This window comes from Aeromicrobium sp. Leaf350, from assembly GCF_916858655.1.
In the GTDB taxonomy this organism is placed as follows: Bacteria; Actinomycetota; Actinomycetes; order Propionibacteriales; family Nocardioidaceae; genus Aeromicrobium.
In genome coordinates this window covers 473,454-499,497 of the sequence record NZ_CAKASL010000001.1, presented here as the reverse complement: position 1 = coordinate 499,497, position 26,044 = coordinate 473,454, and the positions used below count along the sequence as shown (strand labels likewise).

Annotated in this window: 24 protein-coding genes and 1 tRNA gene; 15 read left to right on the top strand and 10 right to left on the bottom strand. The window is 71.4% G+C overall.

Annotated features, from left to right (window positions below; all coding sequences use genetic code 11):
* Window positions 1–70 precede the first annotated feature (70 nt).
* Complete coding sequence (locus tag LO931_RS02560; RefSeq protein WP_229051656.1) at window positions 71–409, bottom strand: helix-turn-helix domain-containing protein; 339 nt, start codon at window positions 407–409, stop codon at window positions 71–73.
* 97 nt (window positions 410–506) lie between these two features.
* Between LO931_RS02560 and LO931_RS02555 the strand changes: the two genes are divergently transcribed.
* The 4 genes from LO931_RS02555 (at window position 507) to LO931_RS02540 (ending at window position 5,602) form a co-directional block, all read left to right on the top strand.
* The gene (locus LO931_RS02555) at window positions 507–1,355 is read left to right on the top strand and encodes an SDR family oxidoreductase (RefSeq protein ID WP_229051655.1); all 849 of its coding nucleotides are present in this window, start codon (window positions 507–509) and stop codon (window positions 1,353–1,355) included.
* A 45-nt stretch (window positions 1,356–1,400) separates the two neighbouring features.
* The gene (glpK, locus tag LO931_RS02550; RefSeq protein ID WP_229051651.1) at window positions 1,401–2,924 is read left to right on the top strand and encodes a glycerol kinase GlpK; all 1,524 of its coding nucleotides are present in this window, start codon (window positions 1,401–1,403) and stop codon (window positions 2,922–2,924) included.
* 69 nt (window positions 2,925–2,993) lie between these two features.
* On the top strand, window positions 2,994–4,844 hold the full coding sequence (locus LO931_RS02545) for a glycerol-3-phosphate dehydrogenase/oxidase (protein ID WP_229051649.1): 1,851 nt from the start codon (window positions 2,994–2,996) through the stop codon (window positions 4,842–4,844).
* The gene (locus LO931_RS02540) at window positions 4,841–5,602 is read left to right on the top strand and encodes a DUF4097 family beta strand repeat-containing protein (RefSeq protein WP_229051648.1); all 762 of its coding nucleotides are present in this window, start codon (window positions 4,841–4,843) and stop codon (window positions 5,600–5,602) included. The genes LO931_RS02545 and LO931_RS02540 overlap by 4 nt, the downstream gene beginning before the upstream one ends.
* A gap of 27 nt (window positions 5,603–5,629) precedes the next feature.
* Here LO931_RS02540 and LO931_RS02535 read toward each other — a convergent pair whose 3' ends face one another.
* Window positions 5,630–5,875: a mycoredoxin gene (locus tag LO931_RS02535; protein ID WP_229051646.1), complete on the bottom strand. Its 246-nt coding sequence runs from the start codon at window positions 5,873–5,875 to the stop codon at window positions 5,630–5,632.
* A 106-nt stretch (window positions 5,876–5,981) separates the two neighbouring features.
* Here LO931_RS02535 and LO931_RS02530 point away from each other — a divergent pair, with 106 nt between their 5' ends.
* The gene (locus LO931_RS02530) at window positions 5,982–7,997 is read left to right on the top strand and encodes an ATP-dependent DNA helicase UvrD2 (RefSeq protein ID WP_370636055.1); all 2,016 of its coding nucleotides are present in this window, start codon (window positions 5,982–5,984) and stop codon (window positions 7,995–7,997) included.
* Here LO931_RS02530 and LO931_RS02525 read toward each other — a convergent pair.
* From LO931_RS02525 to LO931_RS02515, 3 genes are read right to left on the bottom strand one after another with little or no spacing between them, the layout of a single operon-like run.
* Entirely contained in the window at window positions 7,965–9,338 is a 1,374-nt protein-coding gene (locus LO931_RS02525; protein WP_229051642.1) for an AarF/ABC1/UbiB kinase family protein, read from the bottom strand. The genes LO931_RS02530 and LO931_RS02525 overlap by 33 nt on opposite strands.
* A 4-nt stretch (window positions 9,339–9,342) precedes the next feature.
* A complete protein-coding gene (locus LO931_RS02520; protein ID WP_229051641.1) occupies window positions 9,343–10,236 on the bottom strand; it encodes a hypothetical protein in 894 nt (297 codons plus the stop codon).
* Between the two features lie 57 nt (window positions 10,237–10,293).
* Window positions 10,294–10,452 (bottom strand): DUF5679 domain-containing protein, encoded by a 159-nt coding sequence (locus tag LO931_RS02515; RefSeq protein ID WP_229051640.1) that lies wholly within the window; start codon window positions 10,450–10,452, stop codon window positions 10,294–10,296.
* A gap of 237 nt (window positions 10,453–10,689) precedes the next feature.
* Between LO931_RS02515 and LO931_RS02510 the strand changes: the two genes are divergently transcribed.
* Window positions 10,690–11,181 (top strand): M48 family metallopeptidase, encoded by a 492-nt coding sequence (locus LO931_RS02510; protein WP_229051639.1) that lies wholly within the window; start codon window positions 10,690–10,692, stop codon window positions 11,179–11,181.
* Here LO931_RS02510 and LO931_RS02505 read toward each other — a convergent pair.
* Both LO931_RS02505 and LO931_RS02500 read right to left on the bottom strand, forming a co-directional pair.
* Entirely contained in the window at window positions 11,144–11,692 is a 549-nt protein-coding gene (locus LO931_RS02505) for an NUDIX hydrolase (RefSeq protein ID WP_229051638.1), read from the bottom strand. The two genes, LO931_RS02510 and LO931_RS02505, sit on opposite strands and share 38 nt — an antisense overlap.
* Window positions 11,689–13,044, bottom strand: coding sequence for a zinc-dependent metalloprotease (locus tag LO931_RS02500; protein WP_229051637.1), 1,356 nt, complete (start codon window positions 13,042–13,044; stop codon window positions 11,689–11,691). The genes LO931_RS02505 and LO931_RS02500 overlap by 4 nt, the downstream gene beginning before the upstream one ends.
* A 66-nt stretch (window positions 13,045–13,110) precedes the next feature.
* Here LO931_RS02500 and LO931_RS02495 point away from each other — a divergent pair, with 66 nt between their 5' ends.
* The 3 genes from LO931_RS02495 (at window position 13,111) to LO931_RS02485 (ending at window position 17,791) form a co-directional block, all read left to right on the top strand.
* Window positions 13,111–14,229, top strand: a complete 1,119-nt coding sequence (locus LO931_RS02495) for a PDZ domain-containing protein (protein WP_229051636.1) — start codon at window positions 13,111–13,113, stop codon at window positions 14,227–14,229.
* Window positions 14,226–14,795, top strand: coding sequence for a PPA1309 family protein (locus LO931_RS02490; RefSeq protein ID WP_229051635.1), 570 nt, complete (start codon window positions 14,226–14,228; stop codon window positions 14,793–14,795). The genes LO931_RS02495 and LO931_RS02490 overlap by 4 nt, the downstream gene beginning before the upstream one ends.
* A gap of 62 nt (window positions 14,796–14,857) precedes the next feature.
* Entirely contained in the window at window positions 14,858–17,791 is a 2,934-nt protein-coding gene (locus tag LO931_RS02485; RefSeq protein ID WP_229051633.1) for a UPF0182 family protein, read from the top strand.
* A 72-nt stretch (window positions 17,792–17,863) separates the two neighbouring features.
* On the opposite strand, the gene LO931_RS02480 is transcribed toward LO931_RS02485, so the two are convergent.
* The gene (locus LO931_RS02480; RefSeq protein ID WP_229051632.1) at window positions 17,864–18,685 is read right to left on the bottom strand and encodes an alpha/beta fold hydrolase; all 822 of its coding nucleotides are present in this window, start codon (window positions 18,683–18,685) and stop codon (window positions 17,864–17,866) included.
* A 146-nt stretch (window positions 18,686–18,831) separates the two neighbouring features.
* Between LO931_RS02480 and LO931_RS02475 the strand changes: the two genes are divergently transcribed.
* The 3 genes from LO931_RS02475 to LO931_RS02465 are packed head-to-tail and all read left to right on the top strand — an operon-like array spanning window position 18,832 to window position 21,561.
* Entirely contained in the window at window positions 18,832–19,920 is a 1,089-nt protein-coding gene (locus LO931_RS02475) for a ferredoxin reductase (RefSeq protein ID WP_229051630.1), read from the top strand.
* A gap of 31 nt (window positions 19,921–19,951) precedes the next feature.
* Window positions 19,952–21,145, top strand: coding sequence for a fatty acid desaturase (locus tag LO931_RS02470; protein WP_229051629.1), 1,194 nt, complete (start codon window positions 19,952–19,954; stop codon window positions 21,143–21,145).
* On the top strand, window positions 21,142–21,561 hold the full coding sequence (locus LO931_RS02465; RefSeq protein ID WP_229051628.1) for a hypothetical protein: 420 nt from the start codon (window positions 21,142–21,144) through the stop codon (window positions 21,559–21,561). The genes LO931_RS02470 and LO931_RS02465 overlap by 4 nt, the downstream gene beginning before the upstream one ends.
* Here LO931_RS02465 and LO931_RS02460 read toward each other — a convergent pair.
* Window positions 21,554–23,035, bottom strand: coding sequence for a serine/threonine-protein kinase (locus tag LO931_RS02460; RefSeq protein WP_229051627.1), 1,482 nt, complete (start codon window positions 23,033–23,035; stop codon window positions 21,554–21,556). The two genes, LO931_RS02465 and LO931_RS02460, sit on opposite strands and share 8 nt — an antisense overlap.
* Before the next feature lie 46 nt (window positions 23,036–23,081).
* Window positions 23,082–24,362 (bottom strand): serine/threonine-protein kinase, encoded by a 1,281-nt coding sequence (locus LO931_RS02455; RefSeq protein WP_229051626.1) that lies wholly within the window; start codon window positions 24,360–24,362, stop codon window positions 23,082–23,084.
* A gap of 69 nt (window positions 24,363–24,431) precedes the next feature.
* Here LO931_RS02455 and LO931_RS02450 point away from each other — a divergent pair.
* The 3 genes from LO931_RS02450 (at window position 24,432) to LO931_RS02440 (ending at window position 26,028) form a co-directional block, all read left to right on the top strand.
* A tRNA-Met gene (locus tag LO931_RS02450) sits at window positions 24,432–24,508 on the top strand.
* 88 nt (window positions 24,509–24,596) lie between these two features.
* The gene (locus LO931_RS02445) at window positions 24,597–25,037 is read left to right on the top strand and encodes a VOC family protein (RefSeq protein WP_229051625.1); all 441 of its coding nucleotides are present in this window, start codon (window positions 24,597–24,599) and stop codon (window positions 25,035–25,037) included.
* Window positions 25,038–25,095: 58 nt separating this feature from the next.
* A complete protein-coding gene (locus LO931_RS02440; protein ID WP_229051624.1) occupies window positions 25,096–26,028 on the top strand; it encodes an ABC transporter substrate-binding protein in 933 nt (310 codons plus the stop codon).
* Window positions 26,029–26,044: the final 16 nt, after the last annotated feature.

The following is a 26,044-nucleotide window of genomic DNA, read 5'->3' as shown; positions in this document are numbered from 1 at the left end:
TGGAGGATCCACCGCCCATCCCTGGGGATCGGTCCGGAGGGTGGAGGATCGACCGCCCACCCCAGCGGGGTCACCCCAGGGCGGGCTGGACGCGGTAGACCGACTGCACCAGGGCGATGACGGCGGTGGCCACGGTTCGCCCCTCGGCGGTCAGGGCGTAGTCGACGTGGGCGGCCGAGGAGTCCTGTGCCGTGCGCGTGACGAGCCCGCGCGCCTCGAGCTGCTTGAGCGTCTGCGAGAGCATCTTGTCGCTGATGCCGTCGATGCGGCGGCGCAGCTCGCCGAACCGGAGCCGTTCGCCCTCGTGCAGGGCCGCGAGGGTCAGCGTGCCCCACCGGCTCGTCACGACCTCGAGCGTCTCGCGGGACGGGCACTGCGTCGCGAACACGTCGTAGTCCGGTGCACTCATGGGAACCTCCTGCCTCAATGCTAACCCAGGGATAGTGCTTTCGAGAAGTAAGTGCTAACGTTTGGTTAGTACCTACCCCGTCTTCCGAGGAGATCCCATGACCATCGCCGTCACCGGTGCCACCGGCCAGCTCGGCCGCCGCATCGTCGCCCAGCTGCTCGAGCGCGTCCCCGCGTCCGAGGTCGTCGCCGTCGTCCGCGACGAGGCGAAGGCCGCGTCGCTCGCCGAGCAGGGCGTCCACGTCCGCGTCGCCACCTACACCGACGTCCCCGCCCTCACCGCCGCCTTCGCCGGCGTCGAGAAGGTCGTGCTCGTCTCGGGCAACGAGATCGGCCAGCGCGCCGTGCAGCACGGCAACGTGATCGAGGCCGCGAAGGCCGCCGGCGTCGCCTTCATCGCCTACACGAGCGTCCTGCACGCCGAGGGCTCGCCGCTGCTGGTCGCCCCCGAGCACGTCGAGACCGAGCAGCTCCTCGCCGACTCCGGTCTGGCTTACAGCCTGCTGCGCAACGGCTGGTACCACGAGAACTACGCGCCCAGCATCGACGCGGCGCGCGCGAGCGGTGCCGTCGTCACGAGCGCCGGAGCGGGTCGCGTCGCCAGCGCATCGCGCGACGACTTCGCGACCGCGGCCGCCGTCGTCGTCACCACTGACTCGCCCGAGAAGATCTACGAGCTCTCCGGCGACGTCGCCTGGACCCAGGCCGAGCTGGCCTCGGCCGTCTCCGAGGTCATCGGCCAGGACGTGTCGGTGCTCGACGTCGACGCGGCCAAGCACGCCGAGATCCTGTCCGGCGCGGGCCTGGACGAAGGCACCGTGCACTTCGTCGTCGCGACCGACGGCCACATCGCCGAGGGTCACCTCGCCGCGGCACCCGGCACCCTCGCGCAGGTCATCGGGCGACCCACCACCCCGCTCGTCGACACGCTGCGCACGCTGGCCTGACCCGAGCGGCCCCCGGAGGTGGCCTGCGTCACTAGGCTGCCCTGCATGACGCAGGCCCCCTCTTCCGATCGAGCACGGTACGTCGGAGCGATCGACCAAGGCACGACCAGCACGCGGTTCATGGTCTTCGACCACGCCGGCGCGGAGGTGGCCCGCCACCAGGTCGAGCACGAGCAGATCATGCCGCGCGCCGGGTGGGTCGAGCACGACGCGACCGAGATCTGGCGCAACACCGAGCTCTGCATCCGGGAGGCGCTGGCGTCGGCCGACCTGACCCACGCCGACCTGGCCGCCGTGGGCGTCACGAACCAGCGCGAGACCACCGTGATCTGGGACCGGCGCACCGGGGAGCCGTACGCGAACGCGATCGTGTGGCAGGACACCCGCACCGCGGCGATCGCGGCGGAGGCCGACGAGAAGCACGGCGACCTCATCCGTCACCGCTCCGGCCTGCCTCCGGCCGCGTACTTCGCCGGCGGCAAGATCGCCTGGGTCCTGGCCAACGTCGACGGCGTGCGCGACGACGCCGAGGCGGGCCACGCCGTGTTCGGCACGATCGACACGTGGCTGCTGTGGTGGCTCACGGGCGGCCCTGCCGGCGGTCAGCACCTGATCGACGTCACGAACGCGAGCCGCACGATGCTGATGGACCTGGAGTCCCTCGCCTGGGACGACGAGCTGCTCGCCGTGTTCGACGTGCCTCGCCAGATGCTGCCGGAGATCCGGTCGTCGTCGGAGGTGTACGGCACGACGCTCGCCGACGGCCCGTTCGGCGGCGAGGTGCGGCTGGCCGGTGATCTGGGCGACCAGCACGCGGCGCTCGTGGGGCAGGCGTGCTTCGAGCCGGGCCAGCTCAAGAACACCTACGGCACCGGCAACTTCCTGGTGCTGAACACCGGCACCGAGATCGTGCGGTCCAGCCACGGCCTCCTCACGACGCTCGCCTACCAGCTCGGCGACGAGCCCGCGGTCTACGCGCTCGAGGGGTCGATCGCAGTCACGGGGTCGGCGATCCAGTGGCTGCGCGACCAGCTGGGCATCATCGACGACGCCGCCGAGACCGAGGAGCTCGCCGCGAGCGTCGAGGACACGGGCGACGTCTGCTTCGTCCCTGCGTTCTCGGGCCTGTTCGCCCCGCACTGGCGCCCGGACGCCCGCGGCGTGATCGTCGGTCTGTCGCGGTTCAACACCAAGGCGCACATCGCGCGCGCCGCCCTCGAGGCGATCTGCTTCCAGAGCAAGGACGTCGTGGACGCGATGGTCGTCGACGCCGGGCTCGACCTGTCGATCCTGCGGGTCGACGGCGGCGTGACGGCCAACGACCTCTGCATGCAGATCCAGGCCGACGTCCTCGGCGTCGAGGTCAGCCGCCCCGTCGTGACCGAGACGACCGCGCTCGGAGCGGCCTACGCGGCCGGGCTCGCGGTCGGCTTCTGGTCGAGCTGCGAGGAGCTCGTCGACAACTGGCAGGAGAGCAAGCACTGGGATCCCCGGTGGGACGACGAGCAGCGGGACACGGCCCACGCCCGCTGGACCAAGGCCGTCCAGCGCACCCACGACTGGGTCTGACCCGCGGAGCACCCCGCGGGCCGGGGTCGTGGGGGTGTGGGGGTGGCGCGCGCCTGATTGACTGGGGGCATGCGTTCCGTGGCCCTGTCCCCGTCCCAGCGCGACAGCTCGCTCGAGGCGATGGGGGCCCAGCACCTCGACGTGCTCGTGATCGGCGGCGGGGTCGTCGGTGCGGGTGCCGCGCTCGACGCCGCGACCCGAGGACTCTCCGTCGGCCTGGTCGAGGCCCGCGACTTCGCCTCCGGCACGTCGAGCCGCTCCAGCAAGCTCATCCACGGCGGCCTGCGCTACCTCGAGATGCTCGACTTCCGGCTCGTGGCCGAGGCGCTCGCCGAGCGCAGCCTGCTGATCGAGAAGCTCGCTCCGCACCTGGTCAAGCCGGTGCCCTTCCTCTATCCGCTGACCCACCGCGTGTGGGAGCGCTTCTACGCCGGGTCCGGCGTCCTGCTCTACGACTCGATGGCGCGGCTCTCGGGCCGCTCGCGCGGCGTGCCGCACCACCGTCACCTGACCCGCCGCGGGGCCCGCAAGGTGATGCCGGCGCTGCGCAAGGACGCCCTCGTCGGCGCCCTGCACTACTACGACGGGCAGGTCGACGACGCCCGTCACACGATGATGATCGCCCGCACGGCCGCCGCCTACGGTGCGCACGTCGCGACCCGTGCCCGCGTCGTCGACCTGCTGCGTGAGGGCGGCCGCGTGATCGGTGCCCGCGTGGCGGACCTCGAGACCGGACGAGAGATCGACGTGCGGGCCCGCCAGGTCGTCAACGCCACCGGCGTCTGGACCGACGAGACCCAGTCGTTCGCGGGGGAGCGGGGCCAGTTCCACGTGCGCGCCTCGAAGGGCATCCACCTCGTCGTGCCGCGTGACCGCATCCGCGGCGAGTCGGGCCTGATCCTGCGCACCGAGAAGTCCGTCCTTTTCGTCATCCCGTGGGGCCGCCACTGGATGATCGGCACGACCGACACCGACTGGTCGCTCAGCAAGGACCACCCGGCGGCGAGCCGCAGCGACATCGACTACCTGCTCGACCACGTCAACGCGGTCCTCGTGGAGCCGCTCACGCACGACGACGTCGAGGGCGTCTTCGCCGGGTTGCGTCCGCTGCTCGCCGGCGAGTCGGACGCCACCAGCAAGCTCTCGCGCGAGCACGCCGTCTCCACCAGCACCAAGGGGCTCGTCGTCATCGCCGGCGGCAAGTACACGACGTACCGCGTCATGGCCAAGGACGCCGTCGACGCCGCGGTCCACGCGATGAGCGGCGAGCTCGACCGCAAGGTCCCGCCGTCGTGCACCGAGGACGTCCCCCTGCTCGGGGCCGACGGGTACGAGGCGCTCTGGAACCAGCGCCACCAGCTCGCCTCCCGCTCCGGCCTCAGCGTCGGGCGCATCGAGCACCTGCTCAACCGGTACGGGTCGCTGACCCTCGAGCTGCTCGACCTCGTGCGGAAGTACCCCGACCTCGGCAAGCCGCTCGGCGGTGCCGACGACTACCTGCGTGCGGAGGTCGTCTACGGCACGACGCACGAGGGAGCGCGCCACCTGGAGGACGTCATCGCGCGCCGCACGCGCATCTCCTTCGAGACGTTCGACCGTGGCACCGAGGTCGCCACCGAGGTCGCGGAGCTCATGGGCAAGACCCTCGGCTGGAGCCGCTCGCAGCGCGCCCGCGAGGTCGAGCACTACCTCAAGCGCGTCGAGGCCGAGCGGGAGAGCCAGACGATGCCCGACGACGAGACGGCCGATGCCGCCCGGATGGGCGCGCCCGACGTCGTCCCGATCAGCGTCTCGCCGGCCGAGAAGGTCGAGAAGGAGACGAAGCCGGAGAAGCCGGTCAAGCTGCCGCGCCGTGGCAGGGCGCCCGAGCCCGAGGTGCCGTCGGAGCCCGCTCCGCCCGGCCCCGAGGGCTCGGCATGAGCTTCGACCCGGTCGAGCCCGAGATCGACGACCTCTCGGACCCGCGGTCGCCGCTGTCGCGCACCCTCATCACGGTGGGCGTGACGATCGTGGTCGTGCTCGTGGTGCTGGGTCTGGTCGTCGGTGTCGGACGCCTGACGCGCAGCACGGACCGGGTCGCGGACACGTTCACGACCGATCCGAACCAGCCCCTGACGTTCGCCGTGACGAACCTCGACGTCGAGGTCGTGCAGGCCGAGGGTGACGACATCACGGTCGACGCCGAGGTGGTCGGGGGCTGGCTCGGCACGGACTTCACGGCCGAGCAGGACGGCGGCACGATCACGCTCGACGCCTCGTGCCTGCCGCTCCTGATCCCCGGGTGCGGCGGCACCGTCACGATCGGGGTGCCGGCGGGCGCGCAGTTCGAGGTCGATGCGGACGGCGGCGACGTCGACCTGACGGGCGTGGGCGGCATCGTTTCGGTGCGGACCACCTCGGGCGACGTCACGGGACGCGACCTCACGACGCTCGACCTCGGGGTCACCACGACGTCGGGCGACGTCGACCTGGAGCTCGCGGAGCAGACCTATGGCGTCAAGGTCGTCACCGACTCGGGCGACGTCGACGTGGCGGTGCCGGACGCCGACCTCGCCTACGACGTGCTGACCGAGACCGACTCCGGCGACGTCGAGACCGACGTCCCGACCGACGAGGACGGCGAGGCGTTCCTCGCGGTCGAGACCGGCTCGGGCGACATCACGCTCCAGACCCGCTGACCAGCTGGCCGCGAGCGCGCGGGACGGTCAGGCGAGGGCGAGCTGGGCCTTGACCTGGGCGACCGAGGGGTTGGTCAGCGCCGTGCCGTCGGCGAAGACGAGGGTCGGGACCGTCTGGTTGCCGTTGTTAGCCTTCTCGACCAGCTTGGCGGCCTCGGGGACCTGCTCGATGTCGACCTCGTCGAACGTGATGCCCTCACGCTTGAGCTGGCTCTTGAGCCGGTGGCAGTAGCCGCACCACGGGGTGCTGTACATCGTGAACGTCTCGCTCATGGGACTGTCTCCTTCGACCTCTACGCTGGAGTCAACCACGCCCGCCATCATCTGATTCCACCCCACGCGCCACCAGGAGCCCAGCATCAGCACGCCGTCGCACCCCTTGCTCGAGGCACTCGATCCCGAGCAACGTGAGGTCGCCGTGGCGCTCAAGGGCCCCGTGGCGGTCATCGCCGGTGCGGGCACGGGCAAGACCCGCGCCATCACGCATCGCATCGCCTACGGCGTCGACACGGGTCTGTACAAGCCGCAGGAGGTCCTGGCGGTCACGTTCACCACCCGTGCGGCCGGCGAGATGCGCGGGCGGCTGTCGCAGCTGGGAGCCCCGGGTGTGCAGGCCCGCACGTTCCACTCCGCCGCCCTGCGTCAGCTGCGGTACTTCTGGCCGCAGTTCTACGGCGGCGACCTGCCGGAGATCATCGGCTCGAAGTTCGCGATGGTCGCGGGCGCCGCACGCAGCGCCGGGGTGCGACCCGACAACGCGATCGTGCGCGACCTGGCGTCCGAGATCGAGTGGGCCAAGGTCAGCAACGTCGTGCCCGACGACTACACGCGGCGCGCTGCGGGCCGGTCCGTCGGCGACCTCGACCTGGGCGACGTCGGCGCGGCCTTCCTGGCCTACGAGGAGATCAAGCGCGAGCAGCGCAAGATCGACTTCGAGGACATCCTGCTCTTCACCGCCGGCATGCTCGACGCCGACGAACGCATCGCCGCGCAGGTCCGCAGCCAGTACCGCTGGTTCGTGGTCGACGAGTTCCAGGACGTCAACCCGCTGCAGTCCACCTTGCTCGACCTGTGGCTCGGGGGCCGTTCCGACGTCTGCGTCGTGGGCGACCCGTACCAGACCATCTACACGTTCGCGGGGGCCTCGCCCGCCGCCCTGCGCACGTTCGCGCAGCGCTTCGACGACGCCACCCGCGTCGAGCTGGTGCGCAACTACCGGTCGTCGCCGCAGATCGTGGCCGCGGCCAACGCCGTCTTCAGCGGCTCGCAGCGCACCGGTGTCACCCTGCAGCCGCAGAACCCGGCGGGCGACCCGGTCGACTACACGGGCTACGCCGACGAGGCGTCGATGGCCGAGGCCGTCGCCGACGAGATCGTCGCGCTGAACCGACGCGGGGTCCCGTACCGCGAGTCGGCCGTCCTGTTCCGCATCAACGCCCAGTCCGAGGCCTTCGAGGAGGCGCTCGGCTCCCGCGGCGTGCCGTTCATGCTGCGGGGCGTCGAGGGGTTCTTCCAGCGCGCCGAGGTGCGCCAGGCCGTCACGCTCCTGCGCGGCGCCGCCGTCGCCGAGGCGTCGGGCGACCTGATGGGCGACGTCAGGGCCGTGCTGTCGGGCATGGGTCATCCCGACCAGGCCCCCAAGGGCACGGGTGCCGCTCGCGACCGGTGGGAGTCGCTGCACGCGCTCACCACGATGGCGGCCGACTTCGTCGAGGCCGACCCGCAGGCCACCGTCGCCAGCCTCGTGGCCGACCTCGAGCGTCGCGCCGAGGCCGCCCACGCGCCCACGGCCGACGGCGTCACGCTCGCCACGTTCCACTCGGCCAAGGGCTTGGAGTGGGACGCGGTGTTCTGCACCGGCCTGCACGAGGGCATGCTCCCGATCGTGCACGCCCAGACCCCCGAGGCGGTCGAGGAGGAGCGCCGTCTGTTCTACGTGGGTGTCACGCGGGCCCGCCGTCACCTCTACCTCACCTGGGCCACCGCGCGCACCGCCACGGCCCGCACCAAGCGCAGCCCCACCCGGTTCCTCGACCCGCTCCTGCCGGCCAACCACGCCGCGCGAGCCAGCCGCAGCTCCGACCGCAAGGTGCGCACGTGCCCCGTGTGCGGGCAGGTGCTCGCCACGGCGGCCGACCGCAAGCGTGGTCGCTGCGCCGACTGCCCCGTCACCTACGACGAGGGGCTCTACGAGCGGCTGCGCACGTGGCGCACCGAGATCGCCTCCGACCGCAAGGTGCCCGCCTACGTCGTCTTCAACGACAACACGCTCAAGCTCATCGCGGAGGTCAAGCCGTCCGACGGCCCGGCGCTGCTGCGCATCAGTGGCGTGGGGCGACGCAAGCTCGAGGAGTTCGGCGAGTCAGTCCTGGCCATCGTCGGCGAAGCCGGGTAGCTCGTCCAGCAGGATCTGCCGGAAGTGGGCCGTGGCCTCGAGCTGGCTCAGCACGCCGATGGCGCCGGTCCACACGCGGTGGATCAGCAGGTACTCCGGGGGCAGGTTGACCTTCATCGCGGTGCCCATGCCCTCGGCCCCGGGTGCCGTCACGCGGGCGAGCTGGTCGCGCAGCCACTCGCGACTGAAGGTGAACGCGTCGACCGTGGCAGGCTCGAAGAACGGGCCGATGTAGGCCGCGAGGGTCTCGGGGTCGATCGTGACGCCCGGACGGATGAAGCCCTCCGCGCGGAGGCCCTCGGTCACGGCCTCGGCATCACCCTGGACGGCATGACGCAGGAGCTCGCCGATGACCGGTGCGAATCCGCCCTCGAGGTGCGCGACGGCGCCGAAGTCGACGACACCGAGGCGTCCGTCGGCCAGCGTGCGGAAGTTGCCCGGGTGCGGATCGGCGTGCAGCAGGCCCGACCGACGCGGGCTCCCGATCAGGAACCGGGCGAACTGCTCGCCGCGCTCGTCACGCTCGGCCTGGGTGCCGTCGGCGATGACGGCGGCGAGCGAGCCGGTGCTCTCGAGCCACTCCGTCACGAGCACGCGTTCGGTGTGCGCCACGACCCCGGGCACGACGTAGACCGGGTCGTCGGCGTACGCGGCGGCGAAGACCGCCTGTGAGGCCGCCTCGAGCGAGTAGTCGAGCTCTTCCTCGACGCGCGCCTGCAGCTCCGCGACCAGCGGCTTGACGTCCAGGCCCGGCGCGAGCACCGAGAACAGGCGGGAGAGGCGGGCGATCTGGCGCAGGTCGGCCCGCAGGGCGCGGGCGGCTCCGGGGTACTGGATCTTGACGGCGACCTCGCGCCCGTCGGCCCACGTCGCGCGGTGCACCTGCCCGATGGACGCGGCGGCGACGGGGGTGTCGTCGAACTCCTGGAACTGCTCGCGCCAGAAGTCGCCCATCTCGTTGGCCAGCACGCCGTGGACCGTGGCGGCGGGCATCGCGGGTGCGGCGTCCTGCAGCTTCGTGAGCGCCTCGCGGTACGGGCCGGCGAGCTCGTCGGGCAGCGCTGCCTCGAAGACGCTCATCGCCTGGCCGAACTTCATCGCGCCGCCCTTGAGCTGCCCGAGGACCGAGAAGATCTGCTCGGCGGTGCGACGCTGGACGTCGGTCAGCACCACCTGCGCGGGGCGGCCGACCATGCGCTTGCCGACACCGAGGGTCGCTCGACCGGCGAAGCCCACGGGGAGGGCGGCGAGCCGGGCCGTGCGTCCGAACGCGCTGCTCGGCATGACCGTCCGGCGCTGATCGCGCCGACGGTCGTCCCCCTTGCGGTCGTCGTTGCCCACCGCCTCAGGATACGGCCGGCACCGAGGACGGCAGGGCGAGCAGGTGGCAGGGGCATTCGGGGTCGAACCCGACGGCGAGTCGGGTGGCGCGCGCCGGCTCGGGCCCGATCGTGAATCGGGCGCCGACGGTGCGCGGCCGTCCGCGGTCGCAGGCGGCCAGGACGTCGGCGACGACGAGTGCGGCCGTCGCCTGGGCGACCTCGACCCCCACTCCGTGCGGCCGGTCGGCACGGTCGAGCGAGGGCCACTGCCCGGACCAACCGGCGTCCCACGCCGTGAGCGAGAGGTCGGCGCACCGCAGGCACGGGGTGCGCCCCCGCTCGATCCACGGCCCGACGACGCAACGGCCCTCGGCGAGAGTGACGGGCAGGACCGCGCTGCCGCTGCACGCCAGGGCGTCGATCGTCTCGCGGTGCGGCTCGCCCGTCGTGACGACGACCTGCACGCGGGTGGGCCGGTCGGAGCGGTGGGAGACGCCACCGATCCGGGCCCCGAGGCGGACGAGGTCGGCGAGGTCGTGGCACGCAGGCGCGGCGTGCACGACGAGGCCGGTGCGGGCCCGTCCGCCGGCCGCGGCCGGGTCGCGACCGCACAGCACGGCGGCGACGACCTCGTCGCGAGGTGCGCGCACGCGCAGCCACGGGTCGGCGTCGACGACGGCACCGCGGCGCACCAGCTCGTCGAGCAGCGCGTGCGCGTCACGCGGGTCGCTGCCGGTCGCCTCGGCAGCAGCGCCGCACACCTGCGCCTGGTCCTGCACGCCGTCGATCGCCCGCACCAGGGCGCGCAGGAGGGGCGAGTCGTCGACGACGACGCCGGGGTGCGACCCGATCCGCAACCGCCGGGCGTCGTGCCGGGTGAGATGTGCTCCGGGGGAGAGGGCGGGCCGTCGGACCATGGGTCCACCCTCGGGCGTCACGCCGTCGGCGTCACGCCACCGTCCACAGGGGCGGTGTCAGGCCTTGCCGAGGATGCGGGTCAGGTTCGTGCTGCAGGTCGGACACACGCCCTTGGCGAGCTTGGTGCCCTTGGCATTGACCTCGACGTGACCCGTCGCCTCACGCTTCTCGCGGCACTTCACGCAGTAGAACTCACCACTCCAGGACTCGGACATGTGCTCCTCCTCGGTCGGGCGTCACGCCTGTGACGCCGGTCACACCCGAGCATAGGGGCACGAGGTCCTACGACGTGTGACATCGCTCGTCAAGCGGTTTCGGGAAAGTCTGTCCACCGCTGTGGACAACTCTGGGGACAACCTTGTGTGAATCGCCGAGTGACGGTGTGGACGGACCCGTGGACAGCCTGTGGGCAACCTCCGCACGAGGTCGGACGCGCCCCGTACGCTCGTCGGGTGGACGAGGTGGAGATCCGGCGCTCGGCGCGCCGCCGACGCACGGTGCAGGCGCGCCGCGAGGGCGACCGCATCGTCGTGCTGGTGCCCGCCGGCCTCGACGCCGCCGAGGAGCGCCGCATCGTCGAGTCGCTCGTCGCGAAGATCCAGCGCAGCGAGAAGCGCCGCGACCTCAGCGACGACGACCTGATGGGGCGGTGCGAGGCGCTCTCGAGGACCTACCTCGACGGCGAGGCGCGGCCGACGTCGGTGCGGTGGGTCACGAACCAGAGCACCCGATGGGGATCGTGCACGGCCAGCACGGGCGAGATCCGCATCTCGCACCTCGTGCGTGAGATGCCCGCCTGGGTCGTCGACTACGTGCTGCTGCACGAGCTCGTGCACCTCGTGGTCCCCGGCGGCCACCCGCCCCGCTTCTGGGAGGTGCTGGGCCGCTACCCCCGGGCCGAGCGGGCTAGGGGTTTTCTCGAAGGCGCTGCACACCAGCGCTGACGAGGTTCCGCACGTCGTCGTCGGTGCGCTCGGGCAGCGCGTCGACGTCGAACCACCGCAGGTCCTCCGACTCCTCCGAGATCACGGGCTCGGCGCCCGGGGGAGCGACGGCCACGAGCTGCACGTCCAGGTGGTGCCCTCCCGGCACGCAGAACGGCACGGCGTGCCGTGACAGGAGCACCGGCACGGGGTCGATCGTCAGGTCGGCGATGCCCGACTCCTCGGTGCCCTCGCGCAGCGCGGCGCCGGCGATCGAGGCGTCCTCGGTCTCGCAGTGGCCACCGGTCTGCAGCCAGAGACCCGCCTTGCCGTGCAGCGTCAGCAGTACCCGTCGACGGTCGTGCGAGACGACCAGCACGCTCGCCGTGAGGTGGTCGGGACGACAGGAGCGCCACATGGCGTCCTCGGCACCGGCCAGCACCTCGAGGTAGAGCCGCCGCAGGGCGTCCTGCTCGGCGTCCGGGGCGTCCCAGTGCTCCAGCGTGCGGGTGGCGTCGGCGTGCAGGCTCACTCGTCGCCGTCGAGCAGGCGGCGCAGCTCGGCGTCGAAGGCGTCGGTGCCCTCGTCGTCGCTCGGCTCGGCGAACCCCAGGGGATCGTCGAGGTCGGCCGGCGAGGGCAGCACGTCCGGGTGCTGCCAGAAGCGGTCGCGGGCCTCGGCACCCTGGCGGTCGCGTACTGCGGCCCACAGGTTGACGGCGTCGCGCAGGCGGCGGGGGCGAAGCTGTAGGCCGACCAGGCTCGCGAAGGTCTGCTCGGCGGGTCCGCCGCTGGCGCGGCGTCGACGCATCGTCTCGGCCAGGGCCGTGGCGGCCGGCATGCGGTCGTGCGTGGCCTGGGTGACGACCTCGTCGACCCAGCCCTCGACGAGCGCCAGCAGGTGCTCGAGACGGTCGAGCGCCTGGCGCTGCTCGGGGGTCGGCTCGGGGTCGAAGAGGCCGTTCTGCAGGGCGTCGACGATCTCCTGCGGTCGCGAGGGATCGAACTCGGCGGCGCGACGCTCGACGGCCTCCAGGTCGATCTTCGTGCCGCGGCCGTATTCCTCGATGGCCGCGACGAGCGCCGGCTTGAGCCACGGCGCGGAGGCGAAGAGGCGGTGGTGGGCGCACTCGCGCAGCACGACGTACAGCAGCACGTCGGTCGAGGTCAGCTCGAGTCCCTCGCCGAACGCCTCCACGTTGGAGGGCAGCACGGCGGCGACCCCGGTGGGGCCGAGGGGGAGACCGATGTCGGTGGAGCTGAGGACCTCACCGGCCAGCTCGCCGAGGCCCCGGCCGAGCTGCTGGGCGAACATGGCGCTGCCGGCCTGCGACAGCATGCCGATGAGCGGGCCCGCCATGGTCCGGATCTCCTCGGGCATGGCCTGGCTCATCGCGTCGACGACGTGCTGGGCCACCGGCTCCGACAGGGTGTGCCACGTGCCGGCGGTGTGCTCGATCCACTCGGCGCGGCTCCACGCGGTGCTGGTGGTCGCCCCGCGGGGCAGGTCGGTGGCGTGGTCGAGCCACATCTCGGCCAGCTGCACGGCGTCGGCCAACGCGGCCTGCTGCGACGGCGTGGTCGAGGGATCGGGCCCGGCCGCGGCAGTGGTGTGCCGGGCGACGTCGAGCGTCACCGACGCGTCGACCGTGCCCTCGTGCGGCTGGAACATGCGCTGGACCTGCGCCATGAGCGCGTTGAGGTCGGGGGCCGGAGTGCCCGAGGGGCCGTTCGGCAGGAAGCCCGCCGGGCCGCCACTGCCGCCCGCGCCGGGCTGCGTGAAGCCGAGCTGGTTGAACAGCGCCTCGAAGGGCGTGCCTGCGAAGGGGTTCTGCGGCGTGTCGTCGCCGGAGTCGTCGGGCCGGTCTGCGCCATGGTCGGACATGGATCCACGATAGCCACTGCAGCCCAACGTCCCCAGGGCTGGGAGTGCGGCCCTATCGTGGGGCGCGTGTCCGTCACGCCACCCCCTCCGGTCGGCCCCGACCACGATCCGTGGATCGGCCTCGAACCGACCGTGAGCCGCCGGTACGTCACGGTGGTCGTCGCGGCGCTCAGCACGATCCTGCTGACGATCGTCGCCTTCCTGATGCCCGTCCCGTACGCGACGCTCGAGCCGGGCCCGGTGTTCAACACGCTCGGCGAGTTCAACGGTGAGCCGATGCTCACGGTCGAGGGAGACGTGCAGACGTACCCGACCGACGGCGCGCTCGACTTCACGACCGTCTCCGTGACGGGTCCCGACGGTCGTCTGAGCTTCACCGAGGCCCTGTGGGCGTGGTTCGACCCCGACGTGAAGCTCGTGCCGATGGACTTCCTGTACCCCGACGGCGAGACCGCGGAGGAGTCCGACGCCCGATCGGCGGCCCAGCTCGCGTCGTCGAAGGACAGCTCGACGGTCGCCGCGCTGCGGGCCCTCGACTACGAGGTCCCGGAGCAGGTCTCGGTCGCCGACGTCGCGGAGGACGGCGCGTCCGCCGACGTGCTGGAGGCCGGCGACGTCATCCTCTCGGTCGACGGCACCGCGGTCTCGACCCCGCAGCAGGCCATCGACGTCGTCTCGACCGTGTCCCCGGGCGACCCGGTGACGCTGGTCATCGACCGCGAGGGCGCCCAGCAGGAGCTCAGCATCACGACGCGGCCCGCCGAGGAGGACCCCGAGGTCCCGCGCATCGGCGTGAGCCTCGCGTCGACGTTCGACCTGCCGGTCCAGATCGACAACAACGTGGGCGACTCCGTGGGCGGCCCGAGCGCCGGCACGATGTTCGCCCTGGCGATCTACGACCTGCTGACGCCGGGCAGCCTCACCGGTGGCCAGCGGGTCGCCGGCACCGGCGAGATCACGCCGGACGGCGAGGTGGGCCCCATCGGCGGCGTTCGTCAGAAGATGGCCGGCGCGAACGCCGACGACGCGGAGGTCTTCCTCGTCCCGGCCGGCAACTGCGCCGAGGCCGCCGACGGTGACGACTTCGGCATGACGATCGTCAAGATCACGACCCTCGACGACGCGATCAGCTCGCTCGAGAAGCTGGCTGCCGACCCCGACGCGAAGGTGCCGACCTGCTCATGAGCGACCTGCCTCCCACGACCGACGGGGTGCTCGAGCTGCATCCCGACTCGCCCCTGCGCCGGGCAGCCCTCGAGGTCGAGCAGCACGTCGCCGAGGCCGGCTGGGACCAGCCGCCCCGGCTGTTCGCGCTCGTGCGCACCGCCGAGCTCGTCGCCAAGCAGCCCGAGCTCGCCGCCCAGGTGGGCGACGGCGCGGACGGCTCGTTCACCCCGATCGAGCAGGAGGGCGTGCCGGCGGAGGACTTCGAGGACGCGCTCACGCGGCTCGCGTGGCCCGACGAGGTGCACGGCTGCGCGGCCGTGATCGAGCGCGTGATGCTGCCGCAGGACGCTGCCGAGGACCTGCCCGAGGACCCCGAGGCCGCCGCTGCCGCGCTGGCCGAGCACCCCGAGCGGCAGGAGGTGCGCCTGGTGGCGGCCGTGCTCCGCGAGGGCGGGTCGCACAGTGCCGTCCGTCGACGCGGCGGGACGGGCGAGCCGAGCGGCGACTCCGACCTCTTGGAGGGCCCGGAGCTCGTGCCCGGACTGGTTGCACTGCTCGACCAGACGCTCGCTGCTGAGGCGTGACGTAGAGTTCGGGTTCCACGGACTCGATCCGTCACGGACTCAATTTCCGACTCAGGAGCCCTGTGAGCGACATCTTCGGTACGCCCGACCAGCCCACCCCGACCGCGGCCCCCGAGCGTCGTCGCCGCGTGCTGGTGCCGACCCTCGTCACGGTGGCCGTGCTGATCTTCCTCGGGTCGATCTTCACGAACATCTACACCGACCGCCTGTGGTTCAGCTCGGTCGGCTACACCGACGTCTTCACGAAGGTGCTGCTGACCCGCATCGGCATGTTCGCGGCCTTCGGTCTGCTGTTCGCGCTGCTCGTCGTGGGCAGCGCCTACCTCGCCTGGCGCTTCCGCCCCGAGAACCCGCCGGCCCGGCGCGACGACCCGGCGGTCCGGTACCGCCAGGCGCTGTCGCCCATCCTGCGTCCGGTCACGATCGTCGCGGCCCTGCTGCTCGCGGCCTTCGCCGGCTCGGTGGCCCAGGGCCAGTGGCAGACCTTCCAGCTCTGGCGCGCCGGCGGCTCGTTCGGCATCGACGACGCGCACTTCAGCCGCGACATCGGCTTCTACGTCTTCGACTACCCGTGGCTGCGGTTCCTGTCGACGTTCGGCTTCACGACGGTCATCATCACGTTCGTCGTGACCGCGTTCGTGCTCTACGTGTTCGGCGGCATCCGGGTGCTGGGCGGCATCCGCTTCACCCGTGCGGCGCAGGTGCACCTGTCGGTCATCGTCGGCGTGGGCCTGCTGCTCCGGGCGTTCAGCTACTACCTGGACCGCTACGGCTACGCCGTCGGCAACTCCTCGCTCTTCGACGGCATCGGCTACACCGACGCGATGGCCCGCATCCCGGCCCGCAACGTGCTGGCGATCGTCGCGATCGTCGTCGCGCTGCTGTTCTTCGCGATGATCTTCCTCAAGTCCTGGACGCTGCCCGGCCTGGGCCTCGGTGGCCTCCTGCTGGCCTCGATCGTGATCGGCGGCATCTGGCCGTACGCGATGCAGTCGTTCCAGGTCCGCCCATCCGAGCCGGACCGCGAAGGTCCGTACATCGCCAAGAACATCGAGGCGACCCGCGAGGCCTACGACGTGGCAGACTCCGAGGTCGAGGACTACACGGCGGCCACCGAGCTGTCGGCCGAGGAGCTCGCCGGTTCCGCGGAGTCCCGCGTCAGCAGCCGTCTGCTCGACCCCACCCTGATCTCGGACGCCTTCCAGCAGCTGCAGCAGGTGCGCGGCTACTACACGGTGCCCGAGACGCTCGACGTCGACCGGTACCTGCTCGAGGGCAGCGACACCCCGCAGGACGTCATCATCGCGGCGCGCGAGGTCGACCTCGCGGGTCTGCAGGAGAGCCAGCGCACGTGGTCGAACGACCACACCGTGTACACGCACGGCTACGGCGTCATCGCGGCCTACGGCAACCAGCGCGGCGACCAGGGCGAGCCCGTGTGGGCCGTCCAGGACATCCCGCCGGTCGGCCAGATCGAGACCGAGATCCCGCCGCGCATCTACTTCGGTGAGAACTCGCCGAGCTACTCGATCGTCGGCCGCCCCGAGGGTGCCGACCCGATCGAGGTCGACATCCCGCGTGGTGGCGGCAGCGGCAGCGGTGACGACGCCGGCACCGACGGCGACGCGCAGGCGACGCAGAACACCTACGACGGCGAGGGCGGCGTCAACGTCGGCAGCCTGTTCCACAAGGTGCTCTACGCCGTGAAGTTCAACGAGCCGAACATCGTGCTCTCGGACCGCGTCAACGAGAACTCCAAGATCCTCTACGACCGCCACCCGCGTGAGCGCGTCGAGAAGGTCGCCCCGTGGCTCACGGTCGACGGCGACGTCTACCCGGCGGTCGTCGACGGACGCGTGGTCTGGATCGTCGACGGCTACACGACGAGCAACTCCTTCCCGTACTCCGAGCACCGCTCGCTGCGCACGGCGACGGCCGACACCCTGACGCAGACCAGCGCCCAGGCGGCCCTGCCGACCGACGAGATCAACTACATGCGCAACTCCGTCAAGGCCGTCGTCGACGCCTACGACGGCAGCGTGAAGCTGTACGAGTGGGACGAGGAGGACCCGATCCTCGAGGCGTGGATGAAGGTCTTCCCGGGCACGGTCGAGAAGAAGTCCGAGATCAGCGACGACCTGATGAGCCACCTGCGCTACCCGGTCGACCTGTTCAAGGTGCAGCGCGACGTGCTCGCCCGCTACCACGTGACCGACGCGCAGACGTTCTACGAGGACGGTGAGCGCTGGCGCGTGCCGAGCGACCCGACGCAGGGCAGCGACTCCAACGTGCTGCAGCCGCCGTACTACCTGACGATGGCGCGCCCCGGTGAGAACGAGTCGCCGTTCTTCTCGCTCACCAGCGTGTTCCTGCCGAACAGCCGTCAGAACCTGGCGTCGTTCGTGTCGGTCAACTCCGAGGCGTCCAGCGACGACTACGGCACGATGCAGATCCTGCAGCTGCCGAGCGACACACAGGTGCCGGGTCCGTCGCAGATCGCCAACCAGTTCGAGACCGACAGCGCGGTCACGCAGGCCCTGCTCCCGTTCGCCCAGTCGAACGAGGCACGGATCCTGCGGGGCAACCTGCTGACCCTGCCCGTGGGCGGAGCCCTGCTCTACGTGCAGCCGGTCTACATCCAGCGCAGCGCGGGCGACGGCTCCTTCCCGGTGCTGCAGTTCGTGGCGGTCTCGTTCGGCGAGGACGTGGGCTTCGGCACGACGCTGGAGGACGCGCTGGCGAACGCTCTGGGCCTGCAGCCGGCCCAGGTGCCGACCGACCTGGACGAGCCGGACGACGTCGACGAGGGCGAGGAGCCCCCGGCCGACACCGGCACGGCCAAGACGACGTCGCAGTGGCTGGCGGAGGCGTCTGCGGCCTACAACGCGGCTCAGGACGCGCTGGCGGCCGGCGACCTCGCCGGGTACCAGCAGCAGATCGACGCGATGAACGCCGCGATCGTGGGAGCGCAGGAGTCCCTGCCGCCCGGTCAGTGAGCGCATGAGCACGAAGGCCCCCGCCGGATCCGGCGGGGGCCTTCGTGCGTGCGGGGCTGCGAACCTCCTGCGCTACTTCTGGAGGAAGTCCAGCAGCGCGGTGTTGAACTCGTCGGCGTGGCTCACGTTGAAGCCGTGCGGACCGTTCTCGACGACGTGCAGCGTCGCGTCGGCGATGGCCTCGGCGGAGCGCTGGCCGGAGACCTCGAACGGCACGATGCCGTCGCTGTCGCCGTGGATCACGAGGACGGGCACGTCGATCTTGGCCAGGTCGTCACGGAAGTCGGTGCGACCGAAGGCGTCGATGCAGGCCAGCAGCGCCTCGTCACGTGCGGACTTCGCGAGGTCGAGCGCCTCCTGGCGCTGGGCCTCCGTGACCTTGAGGTCGTCGCCGGCGCTGAAGAAGCCCGTCGCGAAGCCGTCGAGGAAGCCCTCGCGGTCGTCGCGCGCGCCCTGCTTCATGCCCTCGACGTCGTCGTCGCCCAGACCGCCGTCGGGGTTGTCGTCGGTCTTGAGCAGGTAGGGCGGCACGGCGCCGGCCAGCACGGCGGAGCGGATGCGCTGCGAGCCGCGGGTGCCCAGGTAGCGCGCGACCTCGCCGCCGCCCATCGAGAAGCCCACGAGGGTCGCGTCGGTCAGGTCGAGATGGTCGAGCAGACCGGCGAGGTCCTCGCTGAAGGTGTCGTAGTCGTACCCGTCGGCGGGCTTGTCGGAGTCGCCGAAGCCGCGGCGGTCGTAGGTGATGACGCGGTGTCCCGCGGCGGTCAGTGCCGGCACCTGCTGCGACCACGACGCGCCGCTGAGCGGCCAGCCGTGGATGAGGACGACGGGGCGGCCCTCGCCGCCGGAGTCGGTGTACGCGAGCGAGATGTCGTTGGACTCGAGAGTCGGCACGGTGGTCCTTTCGGGGTGTGGGAAGGGGCCCTTCCACCGTGCCTCGGAACGTGACGTCCCGCACGGCAAGTGCCTCTGACCTGCGGCGTTGCGACGCCGGAAAATCTCCGCTTGCTCAACGTGTAACTCGGTGTCACGGTGACCATATGGCGGACTCCCTGATCGAACGCTCGCGGGTGCTGCGCAACGTGCGCCGCGTGGGCAAGGCGTTGACCACGCCACTGCACCCCGACGACTACTTCAGCCTGGTCAACCCGCTCTGGTCGGCGCGCGAGCTGCGCGGCCGCATCGAGCGCGTCGAGCCGGTCACCGAGCGGTCGGCGACCCTCGTGATCCGACCCGGCTGGGGTTGGACGTTCAACCACAAGCCCGGCCAGTACATCGGCATCGGCATGGAGGTGAACGGCAAGTACCACTGGCGGTCGTACTCGCTGTCGTCCCCGCCGCTGGTCGAGGGCAAGACCGTCAGCATCACGGTCAAGGCGATGCCCGAGGGGTTCCTCTCCAACCACCTCGTCGAGGGGGTCGAGGCCGGCACGATCGTGCGCCTGGCCGCCCCGCAGGGCGACTTCACGGTGCCCGAGCCGCCGCCGGCCAAGATGCTGTTCCTCGTGGGCGGCAGCGGCATCACGCCGGTCATGTCGATCCTGCGCACGCTGGACCGCCGTGACCACATGCCCGACGTCGAGCTCGTCTACTCCGCCGTCAGCGAGCAGGAGATGATGTTCCTGTACGAGCTGCGGGTCCTGGCGCTGCGGTACCCGACGTTCACGTTCCACGAGCGTTTCACCGACACCGACGGCATGTTCACGGCCGACCAGCTCGACGACGTCTGTCCCGACTGGCGCGAGCGGGAGACCTGGGCCTGCGGTCCGGGGCCGATGCTCGACGCCTTCACCGAGCACTACACCGAGGCCGGTCTCGAGGAGCACATCCACGTCGAGCGCTTCACGCTGCAGCGCGCCGACTCGGGCGACGCCGGCGGCACCGCGACGTTCGGCGTCGGCGGCCCGACCGTCGAGGTCGACGGCGCGGAGACGCTGCTCGAGGCCGGCGAGCGAGCCGGCGTGAACATGCTCTTCGGCTGCCGCATGGGCATCTGCCACACGTGCGACGTGCCCCTGGCCGACGGCCGCGTGCGCGACCTGCGCAACGGCGAGGAGCACGGCGAGCCCGGCGAGTACATCCAGACCTGCGTGTCCGTCGCCGTGGGCGACTGCACCCTGTCCGTCTGACCACCCGACCACCCCGAACGAGGAGGACACGATGGCCTACGCCGACGTGCGTGAGTACACCCACCTGACCGACGAAGAGGTCGAAGAGATCGGGCGCGAGCTCGACGAGATCCGTGCGGAGGTCGAGGCCTCCCGCGGCCAGGCCGACCGCGACTACGTGCTGCGCATCATCGCGCTGCAGCGGCGACTCGCGGTCGCCGGACGCATCACCCTGTTCGCCAGCATGTTCCCGCCGGCGTGGCTGCTGGGCACCGCGCTGCTGAGTTCGGCCAAGATCCTGGAGAACATGGAGATCGGCCACAACACGATGCACGGCCAGTGGGACTGGATGAACGATCCCGAGATCCACTCCAGCAACTGGGAGTGGGACACGACCCAGCCGGCCGAGCAGTGGAAGCACTCGCACAACTACATCCACCACCAGTTCACGAACGTGCTCGGCCACGACAACGACGTGGGCTACGGCATCCTGCGCATGAGCCGCGACCAGAAGTGGACCCCGTACAACCTGGGTCAGCCGGTCTACAACGCCCTGCTCGCGCTGTTCTTCGAGTACGGCGTGGCGCTGCACGACCTCGACATCGAGGCGATCCGCAAGGGCAAGAAGGACCCGAAGCTGCTCAAGAAGCAGCTCAAGCAGATCGGCGACAAGGTCGGCAAGCAGGCGTTGAAGGACTACATCGTCTACCCGGCGCTGACGGGTCCGGCGTTCTTCCACACGCTGTCGGCGAACTTCACGTCGAACATCGTGCGCAACGTGTGGGCGTACATGATCATCTTCTGCGGTCACTTCCCCGACGGGGCGGTGCACTTCGACGAGGAGGAGCTCGAGGACGAGACCCGCGCCGAGTGGTACTTGCGCCAGATGCTCGGCTCGGCCAACTTCGAGGGCGGCAAATTGCTGCACGTCATGAGCGGCCAGCTGGGCTACCAGATCGAGCACCACCTGTTCCCCGACCTGCCCAGCAACCGCTACGCGGAGGTCTCGGTCAAGGTCAAGGACATCTGCCAGCGCTACAACATCCCGTACACGACGGGTCCGCTGCACCGTCAGTACGGCCAGGTGATCCGCACGATCATGAAGCTGTCGCTGCCGAACCGCCGCACCAAGGACGACGCCACCCCGCCGCCGAAGCCGCGGTCGGGCCGTCTGAGTGACGACCAGCGCCCGGGCCGTCGGTCCGAGCTGGGGCGGTGGACCAACACCGCGGCCTCGATCGTATGAGCGTCATCGAGGGGCTGAACCGCCCGGTCGTCGACGGAGTGCGGCTGCCGTTCGCCTGCGTCGACGACGCGGACGGCGGCCGCCACGACACCGTGGTGAAGGCCCGGGCGATCCGCTGTGCGCTGAGCCGCATCTGCGGCATCTGCGCCGAGGTGCTGACGCGTCCGGTGGCCTTTCTCGGCTCGGCCGAGGAGGCGGACGCGGTGGAGTTCCTGTTCCCCCCGTGTCACGTCGCGTGCGCCGAGGAGGCCGTGCGCGAGCACGCCCCCCGGGGTGCCGTGCTCGGTCACGCGGAGGCCCCGGGAGAGTGGGTCGTGCTGACGACCGGCGGGTTCGACCTCGTGCGGCCGACCAAGCGCGGCGGAGCGGTGTCGTTCCGGCCCAACTCGGTGATCGGGCGCTCAGCGATCAGCTGAGCGTGCTGCTCGCGATCCGCAGGGCGTCGCCGTCGCGCTCGATCGTGAGCTGCAGGGAGCGCGTCACGGTCTCCGAGACGGTCTGCGTCTCGGTGCCCGGCCCCTTGCTCTCGTCCTCGTCGTCGTCGTCCTTCTTCGGGCCCTTCTCCTCCTTGGGCACCTCGACGGTCGACGTCACGGTGTACTGGAGCGTGAGCGACGCAGCGCCGGTGGCGGGGTCGGTCGTGATGGCCGAGACCGTGACGCCGGGCATCGACGTCCAGGACGCCTGGAACGGCTCGAAGCCCCCGACCGCGTCGCGGGCGTCCTCGGTCAGCAAGGCGTAGCCGGCTCCCGGGTCGGTCGCGGTCGTCGTGACGTACTGACGCGCGAACGCGTCGAGCTCCTCGGCGGTCGGAGCGGGCGGCGTCGTGGCCTCTCCGGCGTTCGCGCTGTCGGAGGCCTCCTCTCCGCCGAGGGCCACGGCGAGCGTCCCTAGGAGCACGACGACGAGGGCTGCGGCCCCGGCGAGCACCAGCCAGCTGCGGCGGCGGGTCGGGTGGGCGTCCCCCTTCGGCGGCGGCGGCAGGTCGGGCTCGGGCAGCGGGACCGGCGGCATGCCCAGCATCGCCGTGCCCTCGTCCTCGACCGGAGGACGCGGGACGAGGGCCTGCGTCGCTCCCGGCTCGTCATCGGCGGTCACGAGCGACAGGGCGGTGGACGTCTCCGCCGCTGACGGTCGCCTCGACGGCTCTTGGTTCATCAGGCGGGCGACGAGAGCGGACAGGGCGCCGTCGCCCTCGAGCCGGGGCGGCTCGAGGTGGACGATGCGGAAGACCGTGCCGACGGCGTTCGAGCTCTCGCCCTCCGGCGGTGCGTAGGGGGAGCGGCCGGAGGCGGCGTGGAAGAGCGAGGCCCCGAGCGACCAGAGGTCGCCTGCGGGACCGCCGCGTTCGCCGCGCGCGACCTCGGGCGGCAGGTAGGCGGGGGAGCCGGACACGAGCCCGGTGCGCGTGAGGGCGTCGTCGCCGTCGCCGCGGGCGATGCCGAAGTCCGAGAGCTTCACGGTGCCGTCGGGCGTCATCAGGATGTTGGACGGCTTGACGTCGCGGTGGACGATGCCGGCGGCGTGGGCGGCGGCCAGCGCGTCCGCGACCTGCCGGCCGATCGAGGCGACCTGGTGGGCCGGGAGGGCGCCGTGCGTGCGGATCTCCTGCGACAGGGTGTGCCCGGGCACGAGCTCCATGACGAGCCACGACCATCCCTCGTCGTCCTCGACGAGGTCGTGGACCGAGACGATGCTCGCGTCGTTGAGGCTCGCGGCCAGCGTGGCCTCGCGGTGCGCGCGCCCGCGGTCGGGGCCGTCGGCGGTGCCGACGCCTCCGAGCCGCTTGAGCGCGACCGTGCGACCGAGCAGGGTGTCGCGGGCGCGCCACACGGCGCCCATGCCACCCCGACCGATCTCGCTCTCGAGCTCGTACCGTCCTGCGATCACTCGCCCGACGGTAGTGGAGGAGCCGGGAAACGACGAGTCGGCGGGATCAGGGCGCGGGAGCCGGCAACGGGACCGAGGGTGTGGGTACCGACGGTGTGGTCGCGGTCGGGCTCGGCGTCGGGCTCGGGGTCGGCGTCGGCGTCGGGGTGGGAGTCGGGGTCGGCGTGGGCGTCGGGGTGGGGCTCGGGGTCTCCGACGGCGTACGGGACGGCGTGGGGGTCTCCGAGGGTGTCTCGGTGGGCTCGCTGGTGGTGGCCGGCGGGGTCGGGTCGGGCTCGTCGGAGTCGTCGTCGCGGTTGCTGCCGATCGCGAAGACCGCGACGAGCAGCAGCACGGCCACGAGCACGCCGACGACGATCCACGGCAGCAGGTTCCGGCGGCGCTCCTCCGGCTCCTCGGGATCGGGCCCCGGCGCGGGTGCCGCGGCCGGGACAGGGCCGGGCGCCGCGGCGATGACCGAGGTCGCCTCGGCCGCCGGGGTGAGTGCGGCGGCCACCGGGCCGATCGCCTGGGTCGACTGCGTGGCCTCGTCGCGGGAATCTCCGGCGAGCACGCCGAGCGCGACGGCGACGGTGGTCGCCGTGGGCCGCGCTGCCGGGTCGACGGTCATGAGCTGCGCGACCACGTCGTTCAGGCCACCGCGGTCGGTGAGGCGGGGCGGCGGGTCGTTGACGATGCGGAACAGCGTGGCCACGCCACTGCCGTCACCGGCGTAGGGCGTGCGGCCGGTGGCGGCGTGGAACAGGGTCGCTCCGAGCGACCACATGTCGCCCGGTGCGCCGCCGTTCGCCCCTCGGGCGACCTCCGGCGGCAGGTAGGCGGGGGAGCCGGTGATCTCGCCGGTGCGCGTGAGGGCGTCGTCGTTCTCGCCACGCGCGATGCCGAAGTCGGAGAGCTTGGCGGTGCCGTCCTGGGTCAGGAGGATGTTGGAGGGCTTGACGTCGCGGTGCGCGATGCCGGCGGCGTGGGCGGTGGCGAGCGCCTCGGCGACCTGCTGGCCGATGCGCGCGATGCCCTCGGTCTGCAGCGACCCCTGGGCGATGGCCTGGGAGAGTGAGATGCCGGGGACGTGCTCCATGACGAGCCACGACCAGCCCTCGTCGTCGGTCACGAGGTCGTGGACCGACACGATGTTGCCGTGGTTCAGCTGGGCGGCGAGCAGTGCCTCCCGCTGGGCGCGCCGCTGGTCCGGACCGTCCGCGGTTCCGACACCTCCCAGCCGCTTGAGCGCCACCGTGCGACCGAGCAGGGTGTCGGTGGCGCGCCACACGGCGCCCATCCCGCCCTGGCCGATCTTGTCCTCGAGCTCGTACCGTCCGGAGATCACACCAGTGACCGTATCGGGACCACCCCGATTTGGCTCTGCCGTCACCCGTCTGTAAAGTAGAGCGAGCGACGCGGGGTGGAGCAGCTCGGTAGCTCGCTGGGCTCATAACCCAGAGGTCACAGGTTCAAATCCTGTCCCCGCTACCAATCAGACCGGGATCTCAGTGAGAACTGAGGTCCCGGTCTTTCGTTGTCCCGGTCTTTCGATGTCCGAGTCTCTCGTCATGATGGGCGCATGACTCACGTGCGGCGCTTCGACCACATCGGCATCACGGTGCGCGACCTGGAGGCCGCCACGGCGTTCTTCGTGGGGCTGGGCCTGGAGGTCGAGGGCACGGGGGAGGTGCAGGGGGAGTTCGTCGAGACGGTCTGTGCCATCCCCGGCGCGCACTGCCGGATCGCGATGCTGGCCATGCCGGGTGGGGGTCCGCGTCTCGAGCTCTCGAGCTTCGTGTCGCCCGACCACGTCGACGGCCCGCCGGAGGCCATGGCGACCGAGGTGGGGCTGCGCAACGTCTCGTTCGAGGTCGGCGACCTGGACGCGGCCGTCGAGGCCGTCGCCGCCGACGGCTACGGGCTGGTCGGTGGTGTCGGCGAGTACGAGGGGAGCGTGCGGATGGCCTACGTCCGGGGGCCCGAGGGGATCGTGGTCTCCCTCTTCGAACAGCTGACGTGAATCGAGTATGGTGAGGCTCGCCTAAGCGGTGCCGTGCCGCGTGGCTGAAGGAGATGTCGTGAAGCGTCGCGTCGCCCTGCCACTTGTGACGGGCCTCGTGCTCGCCGTGCTGACCGCCTGCGGTTCGAGCGACGAGGGCCCCACCGGACCGACCATCGCCGTGGAGCACAAGTTCGGCACGACCCAGGTCCCCGAGGACGCCGAGCGCGTCGTGACGGTGGGCTACAACGACCAGGACTTCGTGCTGGCCCTGGGGGTCGTCCCGGTGGCGACGCGAGACTGGTTCGAGGAGTACAGCGACTATCCGTGGGTCACCGAGGTCACCGGCGGGGAGGAGATCCCCGTGCTCGCCGGCGACGACGTCAACTTCGAGGACGTGGCCGCGCAGGAGCCCGACGTGATCTTCGCGATCTACGACTCGATCGACCAGAAGACGTACGACCGTCTCTCGGACATCGCCCCCACCGTGGTGCAGTCGGCCGAGTTCGAGGACGAGGAGACGCCCTGGGACGAGCAGCTGCGGCTCACGGCGCAGGCGCTCGGCAAGGGCGCCGAGGCGGAGGCGTTGATCGCGGAGGTCGACGCCAAGGTCGCCGAGGTGGCCCAGGCGCACCCCGAGTTCGCCGGGCAGGTGCTCACGATGGACTACGGCCCGGAGGACGGCGGCCACTACGCGATCGGCGCGGGGGATCCGCGGCGCACCGTGTTCGACCTGCTGGGCTTCGCGGCGCAGGACGCGGTCGGCGACGTCAGTGAGGAGCGGCTCGACGTGCTCGACCAGGACGTGCTGTTCGTGCTGGGTGCGACGCAGGAGGAGATGCTCGAGTCGCCGGTGTTCTCGCGTCTCGCCGTCGTGCAGGAGGGGCGCACGATGTACGCCACGTGGGAGTCGACGCTCACGGGTGCGCTGTCCTACAGCGGTCCGAACGCGTTGCTCTGGGCGATCGACGAGCTGGTGCCGGAGCTGGCGGCAGCCACCGCCCCGGCGTGAGGCGAGCCGATCCGGT